The 16,620-nt window shown below is 65.5% G+C and carries 15 protein-coding genes and 1 pseudogene; 7 read left to right on the top strand and 9 right to left on the bottom strand.

Translation table 11 applies throughout. The features are described from left to right. Positions 1-39 precede the first annotated feature (39 nt). A complete protein-coding gene (locus tag ACVMIH_RS26585; RefSeq protein ID WP_456863996.1) occupies positions 40-741 on the bottom strand; it encodes an RluA family pseudouridine synthase in 702 nt (233 codons plus the stop codon). Between the two features lie 49 nt (positions 742-790). Here ACVMIH_RS26585 and ftsY point away from each other — a divergent pair, with 49 nt between their 5' ends. Continuing rightward, positions 791-1,738 carry a signal recognition particle-docking protein FtsY gene (gene ftsY, locus ACVMIH_RS26580; RefSeq protein WP_456854264.1) on the top strand — a complete coding sequence of 316 codons (948 nt, stop codon included), beginning with the start codon at positions 791-793 and terminating at the stop codon, positions 1,736-1,738. Between the two features lie 61 nt (positions 1,739-1,799). After that, positions 1,800-2,402, top strand: coding sequence for a septation protein A (locus ACVMIH_RS26575; protein ID WP_057020937.1), 603 nt, complete (start codon positions 1,800-1,802; stop codon positions 2,400-2,402). A 180-nt stretch (positions 2,403-2,582) separates the two neighbouring features. Here ACVMIH_RS26575 and ACVMIH_RS26570 read toward each other — a convergent pair whose 3' ends face one another. The 5 genes from ACVMIH_RS26570 to ccmA form a co-directional block, all read right to left on the bottom strand. Next, positions 2,583-3,176, bottom strand: a complete 594-nt coding sequence (locus tag ACVMIH_RS26570) for a DsbE family thiol:disulfide interchange protein (protein WP_057020936.1) — start codon at positions 3,174-3,176, stop codon at positions 2,583-2,585. Next, a complete protein-coding gene (ccmD, locus tag ACVMIH_RS26565) occupies positions 3,173-3,352 on the bottom strand; it encodes a heme exporter protein CcmD (protein ID WP_057020935.1) in 180 nt (59 codons plus the stop codon). The genes ACVMIH_RS26570 and ccmD overlap by 4 nt, the downstream gene beginning before the upstream one ends. A 4-nt stretch (positions 3,353-3,356) precedes the next feature. Further along, positions 3,357-4,145 (bottom strand): heme ABC transporter permease, encoded by a 789-nt coding sequence (locus ACVMIH_RS26560; RefSeq protein ID WP_456863993.1) that lies wholly within the window; start codon positions 4,143-4,145, stop codon positions 3,357-3,359. Between the two features lie 75 nt (positions 4,146-4,220). Then, positions 4,221-4,889, bottom strand: coding sequence for a heme exporter protein CcmB (ccmB, locus tag ACVMIH_RS26555; RefSeq protein ID WP_057020933.1), 669 nt, complete (start codon positions 4,887-4,889; stop codon positions 4,221-4,223). After that, a complete protein-coding gene (ccmA, locus tag ACVMIH_RS26550; protein ID WP_456854266.1) occupies positions 4,886-5,488 on the bottom strand; it encodes a heme ABC exporter ATP-binding protein CcmA in 603 nt (200 codons plus the stop codon). The genes ccmB and ccmA overlap by 4 nt, the downstream gene beginning before the upstream one ends. Positions 5,489-5,728: 240 nt before the next feature. On the opposite strand from ccmA, the pseudogene acnA reads away from it, so the two are divergent. The 3 genes and pseudogenes from acnA to ACVMIH_RS26535 all read left to right on the top strand — a co-directional run bounded on the left by acnA (position 5,729) and on the right by ACVMIH_RS26535 (position 10,337). Further along, positions 5,729-8,450: pseudogene (gene acnA, locus ACVMIH_RS26545) on the top strand (aconitate hydratase AcnA). 226 nt (positions 8,451-8,676) lie between these two features. Continuing rightward, positions 8,677-9,438, top strand: a complete 762-nt coding sequence (locus tag ACVMIH_RS26540; protein WP_057020930.1) for a DUF1223 domain-containing protein — start codon at positions 8,677-8,679, stop codon at positions 9,436-9,438. A gap of 527 nt (positions 9,439-9,965) precedes the next feature. Then, positions 9,966-10,337, top strand: coding sequence for a DUF2794 domain-containing protein (locus ACVMIH_RS26535; protein ID WP_028340822.1), 372 nt, complete (start codon positions 9,966-9,968; stop codon positions 10,335-10,337). A gap of 382 nt (positions 10,338-10,719) precedes the next feature. On the opposite strand, the gene ACVMIH_RS26530 is transcribed toward ACVMIH_RS26535, so the two are convergent. The 3 genes from ACVMIH_RS26530 to ACVMIH_RS26520 all read right to left on the bottom strand — a co-directional run bounded on the left by ACVMIH_RS26530 (position 10,720) and on the right by ACVMIH_RS26520 (position 15,032). Then, positions 10,720-11,511 (bottom strand): Bax inhibitor-1/YccA family protein, encoded by a 792-nt coding sequence (locus ACVMIH_RS26530; RefSeq protein WP_021078796.1) that lies wholly within the window; start codon positions 11,509-11,511, stop codon positions 10,720-10,722. A gap of 234 nt (positions 11,512-11,745) precedes the next feature. Beyond that, positions 11,746-14,316 (bottom strand): ABC transporter permease, encoded by a 2,571-nt coding sequence (locus tag ACVMIH_RS26525; protein ID WP_456863990.1) that lies wholly within the window; start codon positions 14,314-14,316, stop codon positions 11,746-11,748. Next, on the bottom strand, positions 14,313-15,032 hold the full coding sequence (locus ACVMIH_RS26520) for an ABC transporter ATP-binding protein (protein ID WP_028336302.1): 720 nt from the start codon (positions 15,030-15,032) through the stop codon (positions 14,313-14,315). The genes ACVMIH_RS26525 and ACVMIH_RS26520 overlap by 4 nt, the downstream gene beginning before the upstream one ends. 55 nt (positions 15,033-15,087) lie before the next feature. Here ACVMIH_RS26520 and ACVMIH_RS26515 point away from each other — a divergent pair, with 55 nt between their 5' ends. Both ACVMIH_RS26515 and thpR read left to right on the top strand, forming a co-directional pair. Beyond that, entirely contained in the window at positions 15,088-15,747 is a 660-nt protein-coding gene (locus ACVMIH_RS26515; protein ID WP_057020976.1) for an arylesterase, read from the top strand. A gap of 166 nt (positions 15,748-15,913) precedes the next feature. Further along, positions 15,914-16,450 carry an RNA 2',3'-cyclic phosphodiesterase gene (gene thpR, locus ACVMIH_RS26510; RefSeq protein ID WP_057020928.1) on the top strand — a complete coding sequence of 179 codons (537 nt, stop codon included), beginning with the start codon at positions 15,914-15,916 and terminating at the stop codon, positions 16,448-16,450. The last annotated feature ends 170 nt before the right edge of the window (positions 16,451-16,620 follow it).

The following is a 16,620-nucleotide window of genomic DNA, read 5'->3' as shown; positions in this document are numbered from 1 at the left end:
TCCTTTCGGAAAACCGCTTCGCACTTTTCCGGATCATGCTTAGTCGCCGTTCCAGCCGCAGGCCTTGAGCCGCTCCCGCATGTGCTCGGGTGCCGGCGCGACCACATGCACCGGGTCCTTGTTCCTGGAGATCGGGATGCCGATCTCGCGGGAATGCAGATGCAGGGTCGGCTCGCCGAAGCGCGGGCCGTTGCCATAGATATTGTCGCCGACGATCGGCCAGCCCATCGCCGCCGAATGCACCCGCAGCTGATGGGTGCGGCCGGTGACCGGCTCCATCGCGAGCCAGGTGAGGCCGTCGCCACGCCCCAGCACCTTCCAGTTGGTGATCGCCTTCTGGCCATCCGGGTCCGGCTTCTGCCACCAGCCGCGCTCGGCGTTGAGCCGGCCGAGCGGCATGTCGATTGTGCCTTCATCCTCGGCAGGGCCGCCCTCGACCACGGTCCAATAGGTCTTCGCAATCTTGCTGTGCTTGAACAACAGCCCGAGCGAGGCGGTCGCCTTGCGGTGGCGTCCCAGGACGAGGCAGCCCGAGGTGTCCTTGTCCAGCCGATGCGCCAGCACCGGCGGCCGCGGCAGGCCGAACCGCAGCGCGTCGAACGAGGCCTCCAGATTGGGGCCGCCCTTGGGACCGCGATGCACCGGCAGGCCGGCCGGCTTGTCGATCACCAGCATCAGCCCGTCGCGGTGGAGCACCCGGCCCAGGATTTCTTCCGCGGTCAATTGGGGAACATCGATCAATTCGTCGAGACTTTCGTTTATGGGCCGAAACGGCTAACACGTCCGCGCCATGAACGATACCACTGCGGGAACTCCAAAACAGAGCTGGTGGCAGCGGCTGAAGGGCGGCCTGAAGCGAACCTCGAGTTCGATCGGGACCGCGGTCGCCGACCTCGTCACCAAGCGCAAGCTCGATGCGGCCATGCTCGATGACATCGAGGATGTGCTGCTGCGCGCCGATCTCGGTACCGATGTCGCGGTCCGCATTGCGGAGGCTGTCGGCAAGGGGCGCTACGACAAGGCGATCTCGGCCGACGAGGTCAAGGACGTGGTCGCGACCGAGGTCGAGAAGGTGCTGTCGCCGGTGGCGAAGCCGCTCGAGATCGATGCCGCGAAGCAGCCGTTCGTCATCTTGGTGGTCGGCGTCAACGGCTCTGGCAAGACCACGACGATCGGCAAGCTGGCCTCGAAATTCTCCGCCGAGGGCCGCAAGGTCATGCTGGCCGCCGGCGACACCTTCCGCGCCGCGGCGATCGAGCAGCTCAAGGTCTGGGGCGAGCGCACCAAGTCGCCGGTCATATCAGGCGCCCAGGGCTCGGATTCGGCGAGCCTTGCCTTCAGCGCGCTGACCGCGGCCAAGGAGCAGGCGCGCGACGTGCTGCTGATCGACACCGCCGGCCGCCTGCAGAACAAGTCCGAGCTGATGAACGAATTGGAAAAGGTCGTGCGCGTCATCAGGAAGGTCGATGCGTCGGCGCCGCACGCGGTGCTGCTCGTGCTCGACGCCACGGTGGGACAAAATGCGTTGTCGCAAGTCGAGGCGTTTCATCGTACGGCAGGCGTCACGGGGCTCGTGATGACCAAGCTTGACGGCACGGCGCGCGGCGGCATCCTTGTCGCGCTGTCGGAGAAGCACAAGCTGCCGGTGCATTTCATCGGCGTCGGCGAAGGCGTCGAGGACCTCGCGCCCTTCGCGGCGAAGGATTTTGCCAAGGCAATTGCCGGAATCGAGGCATGACCCCGAAACGTGGACACCGGTTTTCGGATCGGGTCATGCCTCAAATCAAAGTAGAGAGTTGATGGACAAGACCCAGCCGCATCCGCTGTTCAAGCTGGCGACCGAACTCGGGCCACTGCTCGTGTTCTTTATCGCCAACGCCAAGTACCATCTGTTCGTCGCGACCGGCGCCTTCATGGTGGCGATCGTGGCCGCGATGATCGCATCCTATGTGGTGACCAGGCACGTGCCGATCATGGCGCTGGTGACCGGCGCGATCGTCTTGGTGTTCGGCACGCTGACGCTGGTGCTGCACGACGAGACCTTCATCAAGGTCAAGCCGACCATCATCTACGGGCTGTTCGCGGCCGTGCTCGGCGGCGGGCTGTTGTTCGGCCGGTCCTTCATCGCCATCATGTTCGACCAGGTGTTCAACCTGACGCCGCAGGGCTGGCGCATCCTCACCCTGCGCTGGGCGCTGTTCTTCGCCGGCATGGCGGTGCTCAACGAGCTTGTCTGGCGCACGCAGACCACGGATTTCTGGGTGAACTTCAAGGTGTTCGGCGTGACGCCGCTGACCATGATCTTCGCCATCGCCCAGATGCCGCTGACCAAGCGCTATCACCTTGAGCCGGTCTCGCTGGAGGCGAGCGAGGCCGACGCGGGCGACGTGCGGAAGGGGTGATCAGCACTCTGCTCCCTCGCCCCGCTCTCTTGTCCGCCGAAGCCCGCCTTCGGGCGAAGGCGGATGCGGGGAGAGGGTGGGGTGAGGGTCTCTCCACGGATAGGCTCGGAGTTTATTACAAACACCGTCCAAAGCCCCTCGCCGTAAAGGACGGGGAGAGGTGAGCGCAAGTAACGGCTATCAACTGCCCGCCGCGAGCGCCTTCTCGATCTCGGCCTTGAGCACGCGGTTGACGTTGTCCGGAGTCACCGGGCCGACCAGCTTGTAGACGATGGTGCCCTCGCGCCCGACCAGGAAGGTCTCGGGCACGCCATAGACGCCCCATTCGATCGAGGCGCGGCCGTTGCCGTCGACGCCGACGATGCCGAACGGATTGCCGTAGCGGCCGAGGAAGCGCCGGGCATTCTCGGGCGAGTCCTTGTAGTTGATGCCGATGATCTGGAAGCGCTTGTCCTTGCCGAGCTCGGTCAGCAGCGGCGCCTCGTCGTGGCAGGGCACGCACCACGACGCCCAGACATTGACGACCGAGACCTTGCCCTTGAAGGCGGCGGGATCGAGACCGGGGACCGGCGCACCGTCCCGCACCAGGCCGTCGAGCGCGGGCAGGGCGGTCTGCGGCGCCGGCCGGCCGATCAGCGCCGACGGGATTTTCGAGGGATCGCCGCCATAGAGCCGCAGCAGGAACAGCCCGGCGAGGCCGAGGAAGATCAGCAGCGGCAGCACCACCAGCAGGCGGCGCGCTTGCGGCGGGCTGTTGGTTGCCTGATCGCTCATCTTATATCTGCCGCGCTGCGGCCGGAGCGGCGCGTCACGCCGCTGGCCTCGATCTCCCTGAGGCGCGCCTGTTGCCGGCGATAGTCGGCGATGATCCAGACGATCAGCAGCAGCACAACCGCCGCGACCAGCGCGTAGGACGTCACGATGAAGGAGGCGTAGGGACCAAGCGCCATCGTATCACGCCGCTCCAATTTCGTTTGACGCGGTTGCTTGCGAACCGCCGCCCACCTCGCTCGTGAACGAGACGCGGCTCGCCTGCATCATCTGCAGGCTGCGCACGCGCCGGCTTAGGATCTCGTTGCGCATCGCCGCCAGGTGCAAGGTGATGAACAGCAGCGAGAACGCGATCGCCATCACCAGCAGCGGCCACAGGAACGCCTTGTCGAGCGTCGGCCCGCCGGCGCGAAACACCGAGGCCGGCTGATGCAGCGTGTTCCACCAGTCGACCGAGAACTTGATGATCGGGATGTTGATCGCGCCCACCAGCGTGAGCACCGCCGCCGCCCGCGCCGCACGCGACGGGTCCTCCACCGCGCGCCACAGCACCATCAGGCCGAGATACATCAGGAACAGGATCAAGACCGAGGTCAGGCGCGCATCCCACTCCCAATAGGTGCCCCACATCGGCCGGCCCCACAGCGACCCGGTGACGAGCGCCAGAAAGGTGAAGGCGGCGCCGATCGGAGCGGCAGCTTTCGCGGCGACGTCGGCGAGCGGATGCCGCCACACGAGGGTGCCGAGCGCGGCCACGCTCATGACGCCCCAGACGAACATCGACAACCACGCATTCGGCACGTGGATGAACATGATCTTCACCGTGGCGCCCTGCTGGTAGTCGTCGGGCGCCATCGCCGACTGGTAGAGCCCGATCGCGAGCAGGATCGCGGTCACGCCGGCGAGCCACGGCAGGATGCGCGCGGTCAGCGCCAGAAACTTGGTCGGATTGGCGAGGTCGGTCAGCGTCATGGCACCCTGATAATCGTCCGATGTGTCGCAGGCAATTGGCCGATTTCCTCCCGGCGAGATTTGATCTGGCTCATCTCAGTCCAGCCCGTGCCGCAGGCTCGCGGCCGCGGCAAAGGGGCCGATCACGAGGCTGGCAAGCGACAGCGCGCAGAGGATCGAGAACGGCGTTCCAAAGGGCAGGGGGCCCGAAATCGCCGCCTGCGAGGCCGCAACACCGAAGATCAGCACCGGGATCGACAGCGGCAGCACCAGCACCGCCAGCAATAGCCCGCCGCGATGCAGCGTCACCGCCAGGGCCGCGCCGATCATGCCGGTGAAGGTCAGCGCCGGTGTTCCCGCCAGCAGCGTCGCCGCGACCGCGAGCGTCGCCGTGCCGTCGAGATTGAGCAGCAGGCCGAGCACCGGGGTTGCGATGATCAGCGGCAGGCCGGCGGCGATCCAGTGCGCCAGCGCCTTGGCGGCGCAGGCGAGTTCCAGCGGCGTCCGGCTCATCACGATGAGGTCGAGCGAGCCGTCCTCGTGGTCGGCCGTGAACAGGCGGTCGAGCGTGAGCAGGCTCGCCAGCAACGCGCCGAGCCAGAGGATGGCGGGGCCGAGCCGCGACAGCAGCGCGAGATCCGGGCCCACCGCGAACGGCATCAGCACCGTGACGGTGAGGAAGAACAGCACGCCGATCAGCGCACCGCCGCCGACGCGCAGCGCGATGCGGATGTCGCGGCGGATCAAGGCGCCAAGCGCGCTCATGCCGCGCCTCCCATCCGCAGATCGCGCGCATCGATGCCGAGCGGCAGATGCGTCGCCGCGACGATCAGGCCGCCCCGTGCGAGATGGTCGCGCATCAGGTCGATGAACAGCGCCTGTCCGGCCGCGTCGAGCGCCGATGTCGGCTCGTCCAGCAGCCACACCGGTCGCCGCACCGAGAGCAGGCGCGCGATCGACAGGCGGCGGCGCTGCCCGGCGGAGAGGTAGGCCGCCGGCAGATGCGCGGCGTGGTCGAGCGCCACGGCGGCAAGGCAGCGGCCGGCGTCCTCGGTCTCGCCGCCGAGGAATTCCCGCCAGAAGGACAGATTTTCCGCAACGCTCAGCGCCGGCTTCAGGGCGTCGCGGTGGCCGAGATAGTGGGCCTGCTCAGGCAGGCTGAGCTCGGCGTCGCCGCCTTCGAGCGCGACCACACCCTCGGCGGGAACCAATAGCCCGGCGAGGACGCGCAGCAGCGAGGTCTTGCCGGCGCCGTTAGGGCCGCTGATGGCGAGCGCCTCGCCTGACGTGGCCGACAGATCGAGGCCGGAAAACACCTCGCGTCCGCCGCGCACGCATTTCAGATTTCGTCCCGAGAGCCGCATGGTTCGTCTTGTCACAGCCCTCTGAAATCTTTCGCTACCGCGTGAGAATTTTTGGGTCGCGCAACGCTGTCGCACGCTTGTCGGTGTGGCGGCGCTTCTAGAAAGGTTCTATAAGCCCGGAACTTGATGCAGCACACACAATCGGCGGCCGCAACCCACCCCAGGCCATCCCTTGGCCAGTCTCGATCGCCGGTGTTTAGTTACCCTTGCCGGGTATAACTGAGAATTGGGATTCCTCGCATGACCTCGCTCGACAGCTTCAAATGCCGCAAGACCCTGAAGGTCGGCGGCAAGTCCTACGTCTATTACAGCCTGCCCCAGGCAGAGAAGAACGGACTGAAGGGGATTTCGAAGCTGCCGTATTCGATGAAGGTTCTGCTGGAGAACCTGCTGCGCAACGAGGACGGCCGCACCGTCAAGAAGGAAGACATCGTTGCGGTGTCGAAGTGGCTGAAGAAGCGCCAGCTCGAGCACGAAGTCGCGTTCCGCCCGGCGCGCGTCCTGATGCAGGATTTCACCGGCGTCCCGGCCGTGGTCGACCTCGCGGCGATGCGCAACGCGATGCAGAACCTCGGCGGCGATGCCGAGAAGATCAACCCGCTGGTGCCGGTCGATCTCGTCATCGACCACTCGGTGATCGTCAACTTCTTCGGTGACAACAAGGCGTTCGCGAAGAACGTCACCGAGGAATACAAGCAGAACCAGGAGCGATACGAGTTCCTCAAGTGGGGCCAGAAGGCGTTCTCGAACTTCTCGGTGGTGCCGCCCGGCACCGGCATCTGCCACCAAGTCAATCTCGAATATCTCGCGCAGACGGTGTGGACCAAGAAGGAGAAGATGACGGTCGGCCGGAAGACCGGCACCTTCGAGGTCGCCCTATCCCGACTCGCTGGTCGGCACCGACTCGCACACCACGATGGTCAACGGCCTCGCCGTGCTCGGCTGGGGCGTGGGCGGCATCGAGGCGGAGGCCTGCATGCTCGGCCAGCCGCTGTCGATGCTGCTGCCCGAAGTGGTCGGCTTCAAGCTCAAGGGCCAGCTCAAGGAAGGCGTCACCGCGACCGACCTCGTGCTGACCGTCACCCAGATGCTGCGCAAGCTCGGCGTGGTCGGCAAGTTCGTTGAATTCTTCGGCCCGGGCCTCGACTATCTCTCGGTCGCGGACAAGGCGACCATCGGCAACATGGCGCCCGAATACGGCGCGACCTGCGGTTTCTTCCCGGTCGATGCCGCGACCATCGATTACCTGAAGACCTCGGGCCGCAAGGCCGATCGCGTCAAGCTGGTGCAGTCCTACGCCAAGGCGCAGGGCCTGTTCCGCACCGCCAAGTCGACTGACCCGGTGTTCACCACCACGCTGACGCTCGACCTCGGCGACGTCGTGCCGTCGATGGCCGGGCCGAAGCGCCCCGAAGGCCGCATCGCGCTGCCGGCGGTGTCGACCGGTTTCGCGACCGCGCTGGTCGGCGAATACAAGAAGCCCGAGGGCGAGCAGAAGCGTTATGCGGTCGAGGGCCGTGACTTCGATCTCGGCCATGGCGACGTCGTGATCGCGGCGATCACCTCCTGCACCAACACCTCCAATCCGAGCGTGCTGATCGGCGCCGGCCTGCTGGCGCGCAAGGCGGCCGCCAAGGGCCTCAAGGCCAAGCCGTGGGTGAAGACCTCGCTCGCGCCGGGCAGCCAGGTGGTGGCGGAGTATCTCGCCAATTCTGGCCTGCAGGCCGATCTCGACAAGGTCGGCTTCAACCTCGTCGGCTTCGGCTGCACGACCTGCATCGGCAATTCCGGCCCGCTGCCGGAAGACATCTCGAAGTCAATCAACGAAAACGGCATCGTCGCCGCCGCCGTGCTGTCGGGCAACCGCAACTTCGAAGGCCGCGTCTCGCCCGACGTGCAGGCGAACTACCTCGCCTCGCCGCCGCTCGTCGTCGCGCATGCGATCGCCGGCACCGTGACCAAGGATCTCGCGGTCGAGCCGCTCGGCATCGGCAAGGACGGCAAGCCGGTGTTCCTCAAGGACATTTGGCCGACCGCCAAGGAGATCAACGCCTTCATGAAGAAGTACGTCACCGCGACGATCTTCAAGAAGAAGTACGCCGACGTGTTCAAGGGCGATACCAACTGGCGCAAGATCAAGACCACGGAAAGCGAGACCTATCGCTGGAACATGAGCTCGACCTATGTGCAGAACCCGCCCTATTTCGAGGGCATGAAGAAGCAGCCGGATCCGGTCACCGACGTGGTCGACGCGCGGATCCTCGCGATGTTCGGCGACAAGATCACCACCGACCACATCTCGCCGGCCGGTTCGATCAAGCTGACCTCGCCCGCCGGCAAGTTCCTCAGCGAGCACCAGGTGCGCCCCGCCGACTTCAACCAGTACGGCACGCGGCGCGGCAACCATGAAGTGATGATGCGCGGCACCTTCGCCAACATCCGCATCAAGAACTTCATGCTGAAGGGCGCGGACGGCAATATTCCGGAAGGCGGTTTGACCAGGCACTGGCCCGACGGCGAGCAGATGTCGATCTACGACGCCGCGATGAAGTACCAGCAGGAGAGCGTGCCGCTGGTGGTGTTCGCCGGCGCCGAATACGGCAACGGCTCGTCGCGCGACTGGGCCGCAAAGGGCACGCGCCTGCTCGGCGTGCGCGCGGTGATCTGCCAGAGCTTCGAGCGCATCCATCGCTCCAACCTGGTCGGCATGGGTGTGCTTCCGCTCACCTTCCAGGACGGCACGTCGTGGTCCACGCTCGGCCTCAAGGGCGACGAGAAGGTCACGATCCGCGGGCTGCAGGGCGACCTGAAGCCGCGCCAGACGCTAACGGCCGAGATCGTCTCCGCTGACGGCGGCAAAAAGGATGTCCCGCTGCTCTGCCGCATCGATACGCTGGACGAGCTCGACTACTATCGCAACGGCGGCATCCTGCATTATGTGCTGCGCAAACTCGCGGCCTAAGGCCCCTTTGTTTGAGCATGGTCTGTCCGGAAAACCGCTTCACACTTTTCCGGACCATGCTCCAACGCGGATTTGTGATCGGTGCCTCACTGCTTAGTGAGTAGCGGCTAAAAAGAAGGCGGCCTATGAAAAGGCCGCTTTCTCGCGTTTTGGGGCACGCAAGTTCAGGGACAGACTTCATGCTCCGTACAATTACGGATGGAAATCATCACGACTGGTTCGCAGTATGACAGCGATGATGGCCTATAACTGTATCTCGCGATGGTCCAGCGCCCTTGGTATCTGCGCAATCGTCGCGATCATCCGCCCCGCCCACGCCGATCCGCGTGCCGTCGTCGAACTCTTCACCTCGCAGGGATGCTCGTCCTGTCCGCCCGCGGACAAGATCATCGGTGACCTCGCGAAGGACCCCAACGTCATCGCGCTGAGCATGCCGATCGACTATTGGGACTATCTCGGCTGGAAGGACACGCTGGCCGATTCCCGTTTCAGCGCGCGCCAGAAGGCCTATTCGCATGTTCGCGGCGACCGCGACGTCTACACGCCGCAAGCCGTGATCAATGGCTCCGCGCATGTGATCGGCAGCGATCGCGCCAGTATCGAGGACGCCATCAAGGACACCGAAAGGAGCGGCAGCGTGATGTCGGTGCCCGTGACGATGACGCTGAGCGGCAAGCAGATCAACGTGTCGGTCGCCGCATCGAAGTCGCCGGCCGTGTCGCGCGGCGAGGTCTGGATCTGCTCGATCTCGAAGTCGGTGCCGATCTCGATCGCGCGCGGCGAGAACCGCGGCCGCGAGATCACCTACCACAACGTCGTGCGCAATCTCCTCAAGGTCGGTGACTGGAACGGTTCGTCCGGGAGCTGGACCGTGCCGCTGGAGAACATCACGCGTGACGGTGTCGATGCTGCGGCGGTGTACGTCCAGGACGGCAACCGCGACAAGCCGGGCCCGATGCTCGGCGCTGCCTTCACCTCACTTCACTAGCGCCTCGCTGCGGTAAGGCGCGATGCGCTGGCTTCCGCCGGTCGCACGCATGTTTTCGTGCAGCCGCATGGCGACAAACCTGCATTCAGTGATCTGCCGAAAGGAAGGCGCCGGTGCTTGGCGCGCGCGTCTCGCTTGCGCAGGTCCCAAAACAAAAAGGACCAACTTTCGTTGGCCCAGTGTTGGGATTTGACTCCCCTGCGAACAGGCCCGATCCCGACGGCCCCGGGGGGCTGGGGGCTGAGGAATCCGGAACCGAAAGGACCGGGCCAACGCAGGATTTCCTTTTCGCAGGGCAGCGGGGCGGGCGATGGGCGGAAGTGGGGCAGCAATATGATTCCGCTAACGTTCCCGTGACTCTGCGGTTTTTCGGACAATCCGCCGCGCGCGGCGGTGGTTAAGGCCCGGTTGCATTGCGATTGGCCCCTTGCGGGCCCGCGCGCTTAGCGCGATCATGTCACTCTCGTGACGATCCCGAAGAGGGGCCTTCGGAACCCGATCGCCACCGAGGTGACAGGAGGCGCTCGATGAGTTTGATCTCGGAGGACACTGATCCGAGCGGGAGTCGTGCCGCGGCGCGCACCGCCGCCGCGACCCCTCAGCCCAATCGCGTGACTTTCAATCGACTTGAACTCAACCGCATTCTCAATCTCTACGGCCGCATGGTCGCCGACGGCGAGTGGCGCGATTATGCGATCGACTTCCTGAAGGACCGGGCCGTGTTCTCGGTGTTCCGGCGCGCGTCGGAAGTGCCGATCTACCGGATCGAGAAGGACCCCCGGCTTGCGCGCAAGCAGGGCATGTACAGCGTGATTTCCGCGACCGGCCTGATCCTCCGTCGTGGCCATGAACTCGAACGCGTGCTGTTCGTGATCGATCGCAAGCTGTCGCTGGTGTAAGCGCGTCAGGTCAGTCCGCTTGTAGCCCGGATGGAGCCAACGGGCCGCGCGAACGCGCGCCCGATGACAGGCTCCGCGCAATCCGGGGAAGCTGTACTCGCGTGGTAAGACCGTCCCGGATGTCGCTTCGCTCATCCGGGCTACAAATCCGCTGATCCGGCGGCACAGTTGTGCCCGAGTTTCGTAGCCCGGAGGAGGCAACAGGGCGCGCAAACGCGCTCGATGGCAGGCTCCGCTCAATCCGGGGCCGTTGAAGCCGCGGATGAGCCTGTCCCGGATTTCGCTTGCGCTTCATCCGGGCTACATCACATCTCGCCTCGCCCAAAAGAAAAGCCCCGGCGGAATGGCCGGGGCTTGGATTTGATCGGCTCGCTCGAGGCGCTTAGTCGCGCTGGCCGAGCAGCTGCAGGAGCAGCGTGAACAGGTTGATGAAGTTCAGGTAGAGCGACAGCGCACCAGTGATTGCCGCACGCTCTGCCATCACGCCACCCTGCGAGGCGTAGCCGTAGATGTAGTCGTTCTTCAGCCGCTGGGTGTCCCAGGCGGTGAGGCCCGCGAACACCAGCACGCCGACCACCGACACGATGAACTGCAGCGCCGAGCTCGCCAGGAACAGGTTGACCAGGCTCGCGATGATGATGCCGATCAGACCCATGAACAGGAACGAGCCCATGCCGCTCATGTCACGCTTGGTGGTGTAGCCGTAGAGGCTCAGCGCACCGAACGTTGCCGCGGTGATGAAGAACACGCGCACGATCGAGGTGTGCGTGTACACCAGGAAGATCGACGACAGCGACAGACCCATCAGCGCCGAGAACACCCAGAACAGGAGTTGGGCGGTCGCGGGCTGCAGGCGGTTGATGCCGGCCGAGATGACGAACACCATCGCCAGAGGGGCGAGGATGAACAGCCACTTCAGCGGGCTCACGAACATCGCGTAGCCGAACTGCGTCAGATAGGCGTTGCCGAACTTGGCGACGGCGGCCGACTGGTCGGTCGTCACCGCACCCATGTAGACGCCGAGCGCGGCGAGGCCGGTGATGGCCAGGCCGATGCTCATGTAGTTGTAGATGCGCAGCATGTAGGCGCGCAGACCGGCGTCGACGGCCGCAGCGTCAATGCGCCCGGCGGCCCGGCCGAAAGGAGAAGCGTAGTTGCGGTCTAGGTCCGACATGGTCGAATTCCCGTGGTTGGTCCCGGTGGAGCGCAAGGGATTTGCGGCGCCGGTCGTAAATCTATCTCAGATGGCTCGGTTTGCGGAACATTAATTCCGTGTCATTCAAACCGACCATCCGACCCGATTGGTATGTGGGAAATTAACACATCCGACGCAAGCTTCCACGCGCGGCCGAATGTCGCTCTGCCCTAGCATCATAGGCAAAAACGGCGCTCGCGCCGCTACATTTTGTCACAAATTCCGCAACACTGAGGCCGGCTTCTGGTTTAGCGCGAGCAGCGTCCCGGCGAGCCCCAGTCCGACCGTGACGACCAGCGCGGCGACCACGACCAGCGCGGCGCTGCCGGCCTGCCAGATAAAACTCAGCGTCATCAGCCTAGTCACGATCAGCCAGGCCGCGATCGAGCCGGCGATCACCCCGAACACCGCGGTTGCAAAACCGATCATCAGATACTCCAGCGCGTAGGCGCCGAGCAGTCGCACCCGCGTGGCGCCGAGCGTCTTGAGAATCACGGCGTCATAGACGCGGTGGCGGTGTCCGGCGGCGAGCGCGCCGCCGAGCACCAGGATCGCGGAGATCAGCGTCACGGCGCTGGCGCCGCGGATCGCCAGCACCAGATTGCTGACCACGCTGCCGACCGTCTCCAGCGCCTCGCGGACCCGCACGCTGGTCACCATCGGGAACGCGTCGGCGACCTGCTTGATGATGCGCGCGTCGTCGGCGGAATCGGCGTGTGGTTCCGTCAGGGTCGCGACATGGCTGTGCGGCGCACCCCTGAAGGCATTCGGCGAGAACACCAGCACGAAATTGATGCCGAGGCCCTGCCAGTCGATGTTGCGCAGGTTGGCGATTTTCGCCGGCACGTCGCGTCCGAGCACGTTGACGACGATCTCGTCGCCGATCTTCAACGACAGGCCGTCGGCGATCTTCTTCTCCATCGAGACCAGCGGCGGCCCGCTGTAGTCCGGCCCCCACCATTCGCCCTCGACGATCTTCGAGCCCTTGGGAATTTCGCCGGTGTAGGTCAGGCCCCGGTCGCTCTGCAGCACCCACTCCGAATCGACCGACGGCTTGAGCTGGTCGGCCTTGACGCCGCGCGCGGCCACGATCCGTCCGCGCAGCATCGGTACATCCTCGACGGTCGAGCCGGCGGTGACCTTCGCCAGGAAGGCATTGAAGCGGTCGGCCTCGGTGGAGGGGATGTCGATGAAGAAGAACGACGGCGCCCGCTCCGGCAGGGCGGCCAGGAATTGCCGGCGCAGATTGCCGTCGATCTGGGTGATGGTGACGAGCACCGCCAGCCCGAGCCCCAGCGACAGCACCACCGACGGCGTCAGCGCGCCCGGCCGGTGGATGTTGGCGATCGCGAGCCGCAGCATGGTCATGCGGCTGCGCGGCAGCCGCCGCGCCACCGCCATCAGGAGCTCGGCGATTCCGCGCAGCAGCAGGAACACCGCGATCGACGAGGCGACGAACACGGCAGCGACCCGCTTGTCATAGGCAAGCCCGATCGCGACTCCGATCAGGAGCGCGATCACCACGGCCATCAGCGCCAGATAGCTCCAGCGCGGGCGATGCCACTCGCTGGTGACGGTCTCGCGGAACAGCGCCGCGACCGGCACGTCATGCACCCGGCCGAGTGGCCACAGCCCGAACGCCAGCGCGGTGAGCTGGCCGTAGAGGAAGGACAGCGCGAGCTCGTCGGGATGCAGCGCGGGCACTACCGGCAGCGGCAGCAGCTTGCCGAACAGGCCGACGATGACGAAGGGGAGCGCGGCGCCGAGCACGAGCCCGATCACCGAGCCGATCCCGGCCAGCACCACCACCTGCGTGCAGTAGATCGTGAAGACGTCGCGGCCGGTGGCGCCGAGCGCCTTGAACGAAGCGATGACGTCGCGGCGCCGGTCGATATGGCTCTTCACCGCGTTGGCGACGCCGACACCGCCGACCAGCAGCGCCGCGAGGCCGACCAGGGTCAGGAACTGGGTGAAGCGGTTGATGGTGCGCTCGAGCTGCGGCGAGGCATTGCTGCGGCTGCGGACCTCCCAGCCGGCCTCCGGCGCGGCGGTCCGCGCGCCGTCGATCAGCGCGGTGGTGGCGCGATCGTCGTTGGCGCCGTCAGGCAGCTTCACGCGGTAGATCCAGCGCACCAGGCTGCCCGGTTGCAGCAGGTCGGTGGCGTGCAGGCTGGCTTCGCTGACCAGGAAGCGCGGCCCGAGGCCGACGCCGCCGGCAAGCTTGTCGGGCTCGGCCACCACCACGCTGCGGATCTGGTAGGTCGCACTGCCGATGGTGACGCGGTCACCGAGCTTCAGGTCGAGCCGCGCCAGCAACGTCGAATCGGCGGCCGCGCCGTAGACGCCGTCGCGTTCGGCAAGCAGATCGGCGACCGGCATGTTCGGCTCGAGCGTCAGCTCGCCGAGCATCGGATATTTGCCGTCGACGGCCTTCAGCTCGACCAGCGCCAGCTTGCCGTCATTGCTGCGGGCCATCGCGCGCAGCGTGGCCGCGATCGAAACCTCGCCGCGTGTGCGCAGATAGGCGACCTCGTTGGGTTTGGCCTCGCGCGAGATCAGCGAGAATGCGACGTCGCCGCCGAGCAGCGTACGTCCCTCGCGGGACAGGCCGTCGCCAAGGCTCGCGGCGACCGAGCCGACGCCGGCAATCGCCATCACGCCGAGCGCGATGCAGGCGATGAACACGTAGAAGCCGCGCAGGCCGCCGCGCAATTCGCGCAGCGCATAACGGAAGGCAAGCGACGACGCGCGGCCCTGCACCGCGGCTTCGGACGCGATGCTCATGTCGTGGATTGTCCGTCGATGCGGCCGGAGCGCAGCCGCACGACGCGGTCGCAGCGCTGCGCGAGCGCGAGATCGTGCGTCACCAGCACCAGCGTCATGCCGCGCTCGGCGTGCTTGGTGAACAGCAGGTCGACGATCTGCTTGCCCGTCGTCTCGTCGAGATTCCCGGTCGGCTCGTCGGCAACGAGGATCGCGGGATCGGGCGCGAGCGCGCGCGCGATCGCGACGCGCTGCTGCTCGCCGCCGGAGAGTTGCGTCGGATAATGATGCAGCCGCTCGCCGAGCCCGACCGATTGCAGCTCCTGCGCGGCGCGCGCGGCGGCATCGGGATTGCCGGCGAGTTCGAGCGGCACCGCGACGTTCTCCAGCGCCGTCATGGTCGGGATCAGATGGAACGACTGGAAGACGATGCCGACCTGGCGGCCGCGGAAGCGCGCCAGCGCATCTTCGTCGAGGGCATTGAACGAGGTGCCGTTGACGACCACTTCTCCACTGTCAGGACGTTCGAGCCCCGCCATTACCATCAGCAAGGTCGACTTGCCCGAGCCCGACGGGCCGATCAGGCCGATGGCCTCACCCGCTGCCACACGAAGGCTGATATCTTTGAGGATATGGACCCGTGCCGCGCCGGTGCCGAGCGAGAGATTGACGTTCCTGACGGCAATGGTGTCCGGCTCGACGTCGGTCAGTGAAGAGGATTCGATGAGACTGTCCATGGTTCGGTCATATGGCACTTCCGCGTCTGCGGTCGAGGGCCGGTTGAGAATCTTCGTGCACATACTCGTGTTGCTTATGGGCTTGATGACGGCGGCCAGCGCGCAGACGCCAAGGCTGGAGAATGGCCCGGAGAAGGGCCCGGCGAAGCCGATCAAGATGGTGATTCTGGGCGATTCCCTGAGCGCCGGGTACGGCCTCCCGGGCCCGGCGGCATTCCCGATCCGGCTGCAAAAGGCGTTGGAAGCCAAGGGGATAAAGGTCGAGATGAGCAATGCCGGGGTGTCCGGCGACACCGCCTCGGGCGGCCGCGAGCGGCTCGACTGGTCGGTGCCTGATGGAACCGATGCCGTGATTGTCGAGCTTGGCGCCAACGATGCCTTGCGCGGCATCGATCCCGCCGTCACGCGTGCCGCGCTCTCCGACATCATCACAAAGTTGCAGGCGCGCAAGATCGCCGTGCTCTTGTGCGGCATGCTCGCGCCACCGAACTATGGCAGTGAGTATGCAGCGAAGTTCAACGCGATCTATCCGGATCTCTCGAAGACCCTTGGCGTGCCGCTCTATCCGTTCTTCCTCGATGGGGTTGCCGCCGACGCGAAACTCAACCAGGCCGACGGCATGCATCCGACGGCAGCAGGTGTGGACATCGTTGTGAAAAATATCCTGCCCACAGTGGAGGCATTTCTCGGCGCAATATCAGGGCAACGCAGTTGAAGCGCAGGCAGTGAGCCGTGCCGTGTCCGTAGGTTTACGAGCTGTTAACGGGTCATGCTTCGCAGAGTCACATATCTCGGGTACAAATAGGCATCGGTGATTCGTCGCCGGGCCGTTACAGGGTGCGGGCTCCCAAAACCCGCGCCAAGCATCGAGGATTATTGCGATGCCGCGTCTGTTCACTGGACTGGAAATTCCGGCCGATATCGGCCAAACCCTCTCCAGCTTGCGTGGCGGCCTTCCCGGCGCACGCTGGATCGATCCCGAAAATTATCACGTCACTCTGCGCTTCATCGGCGATATCGATGGCATGTGGGCCAACGAGATCGCGACGATGTTGTTTCGGGTAAACCGCAAGCCGTTCGAGGTCAAATTGCAGGGCCTGTCGAGCTTCGGCGGACGCAAGCCGCGCGCGGTGGTTGCCGCCGTCGAGCCGAGCCGGCCGCTGATCGAACTGCAGGCCGAGCTCGAGCGGATGATGCAGCGGATGGGGCTCGATCCCGAGGGCAGGAAATTCACGCCACATGTCACGCTCGCTCGTCTGCATGACGCTTCGAGCCAGGACGTCGCGGATTATCTGTCCGTGCGCGGCTACTTCCCGAGCCGCAGCTTCCTGGCGGACCGCTTCGTGCTGTTCTCGTCGCGCGCGTCGACAGGCGGCGGCCCCTATGTGGTCGAGGATTCCTACGCGCTCTGCGCGTGAGCCTCTTCACCTCGCCCCGCTTGCGGGGAAAGGTCGGATCGCATCGAAGATGCGATCCGGGTGAGGGGGTACGGGTCCGTCGATAGAGCGCGTCGGGTGGTGAGAGCCCCTCACCCCAGCCCTCTCCCCGCAAGAGCGGGGCGAGGGAGAGGAAAGTGCATACCCCACTG

This window comes from Bradyrhizobium sp. USDA 4503 (genome assembly GCF_054055815.1).
The sequence above is the reverse complement of the archived record's forward strand: the minus strand, read 5'-3'. Positions and strand labels throughout refer to the sequence as shown.

Excerpts from the sequence above, each read along its gene's own strand:
- ftsY (WP_456854264.1), top strand. The coding sequence starts at position 791 with ATGAACGATACCACTGCGGGAACTCCAAAACAGAGCTGGTGGCAGCGG.
- ACVMIH_RS26575 (WP_057020937.1), top strand. The coding sequence starts at position 1,800 with ATGGACAAGACCCAGCCGCATCCGCTGTTCAAGCTGGCGACCGAACTC.
- ACVMIH_RS26570 (WP_057020936.1), bottom strand. The coding sequence starts at position 3,176 with ATGAGCGATCAGGCAACCAACAGCCCGCCGCAAGCGCGCCGCCTGCTG.
- ccmD (WP_057020935.1), bottom strand. The coding sequence starts at position 3,352 with ATGGCGCTTGGTCCCTACGCCTCCTTCATCGTGACGTCCTACGCGCTG.
- ACVMIH_RS26560 (WP_456863993.1), bottom strand. The coding sequence starts at position 4,145 with ATGACGCTGACCGACCTCGCCAATCCGACCAAGTTTCTGGCGCTGACC.
- ccmB (WP_057020933.1), bottom strand. The coding sequence starts at position 4,889 with ATGAGCGCGCTTGGCGCCTTGATCCGCCGCGACATCCGCATCGCGCTG.
- ccmA (WP_456854266.1), bottom strand. The coding sequence starts at position 5,488 with ATGCGGCTCTCGGGACGAAATCTGAAATGCGTGCGCGGCGGACGCGAG.
- ACVMIH_RS26540 (WP_057020930.1), top strand. The coding sequence starts at position 8,677 with ATGACAGCGATGATGGCCTATAACTGTATCTCGCGATGGTCCAGCGCC.
- ACVMIH_RS26535 (WP_028340822.1), top strand. The coding sequence starts at position 9,966 with ATGAGTTTGATCTCGGAGGACACTGATCCGAGCGGGAGTCGTGCCGCG.
- ACVMIH_RS26530 (WP_021078796.1), bottom strand. The coding sequence starts at position 11,511 with ATGTCGGACCTAGACCGCAACTACGCTTCTCCTTTCGGCCGGGCCGCC.
- ACVMIH_RS26525 (WP_456863990.1), bottom strand. The coding sequence starts at position 14,316 with ATGAGCATCGCGTCCGAAGCCGCGGTGCAGGGCCGCGCGTCGTCGCTT.
- ACVMIH_RS26520 (WP_028336302.1), bottom strand. The coding sequence starts at position 15,032 with ATGGACAGTCTCATCGAATCCTCTTCACTGACCGACGTCGAGCCGGAC.
- thpR (WP_057020928.1), top strand. The coding sequence starts at position 15,914 with ATGCCGCGTCTGTTCACTGGACTGGAAATTCCGGCCGATATCGGCCAA.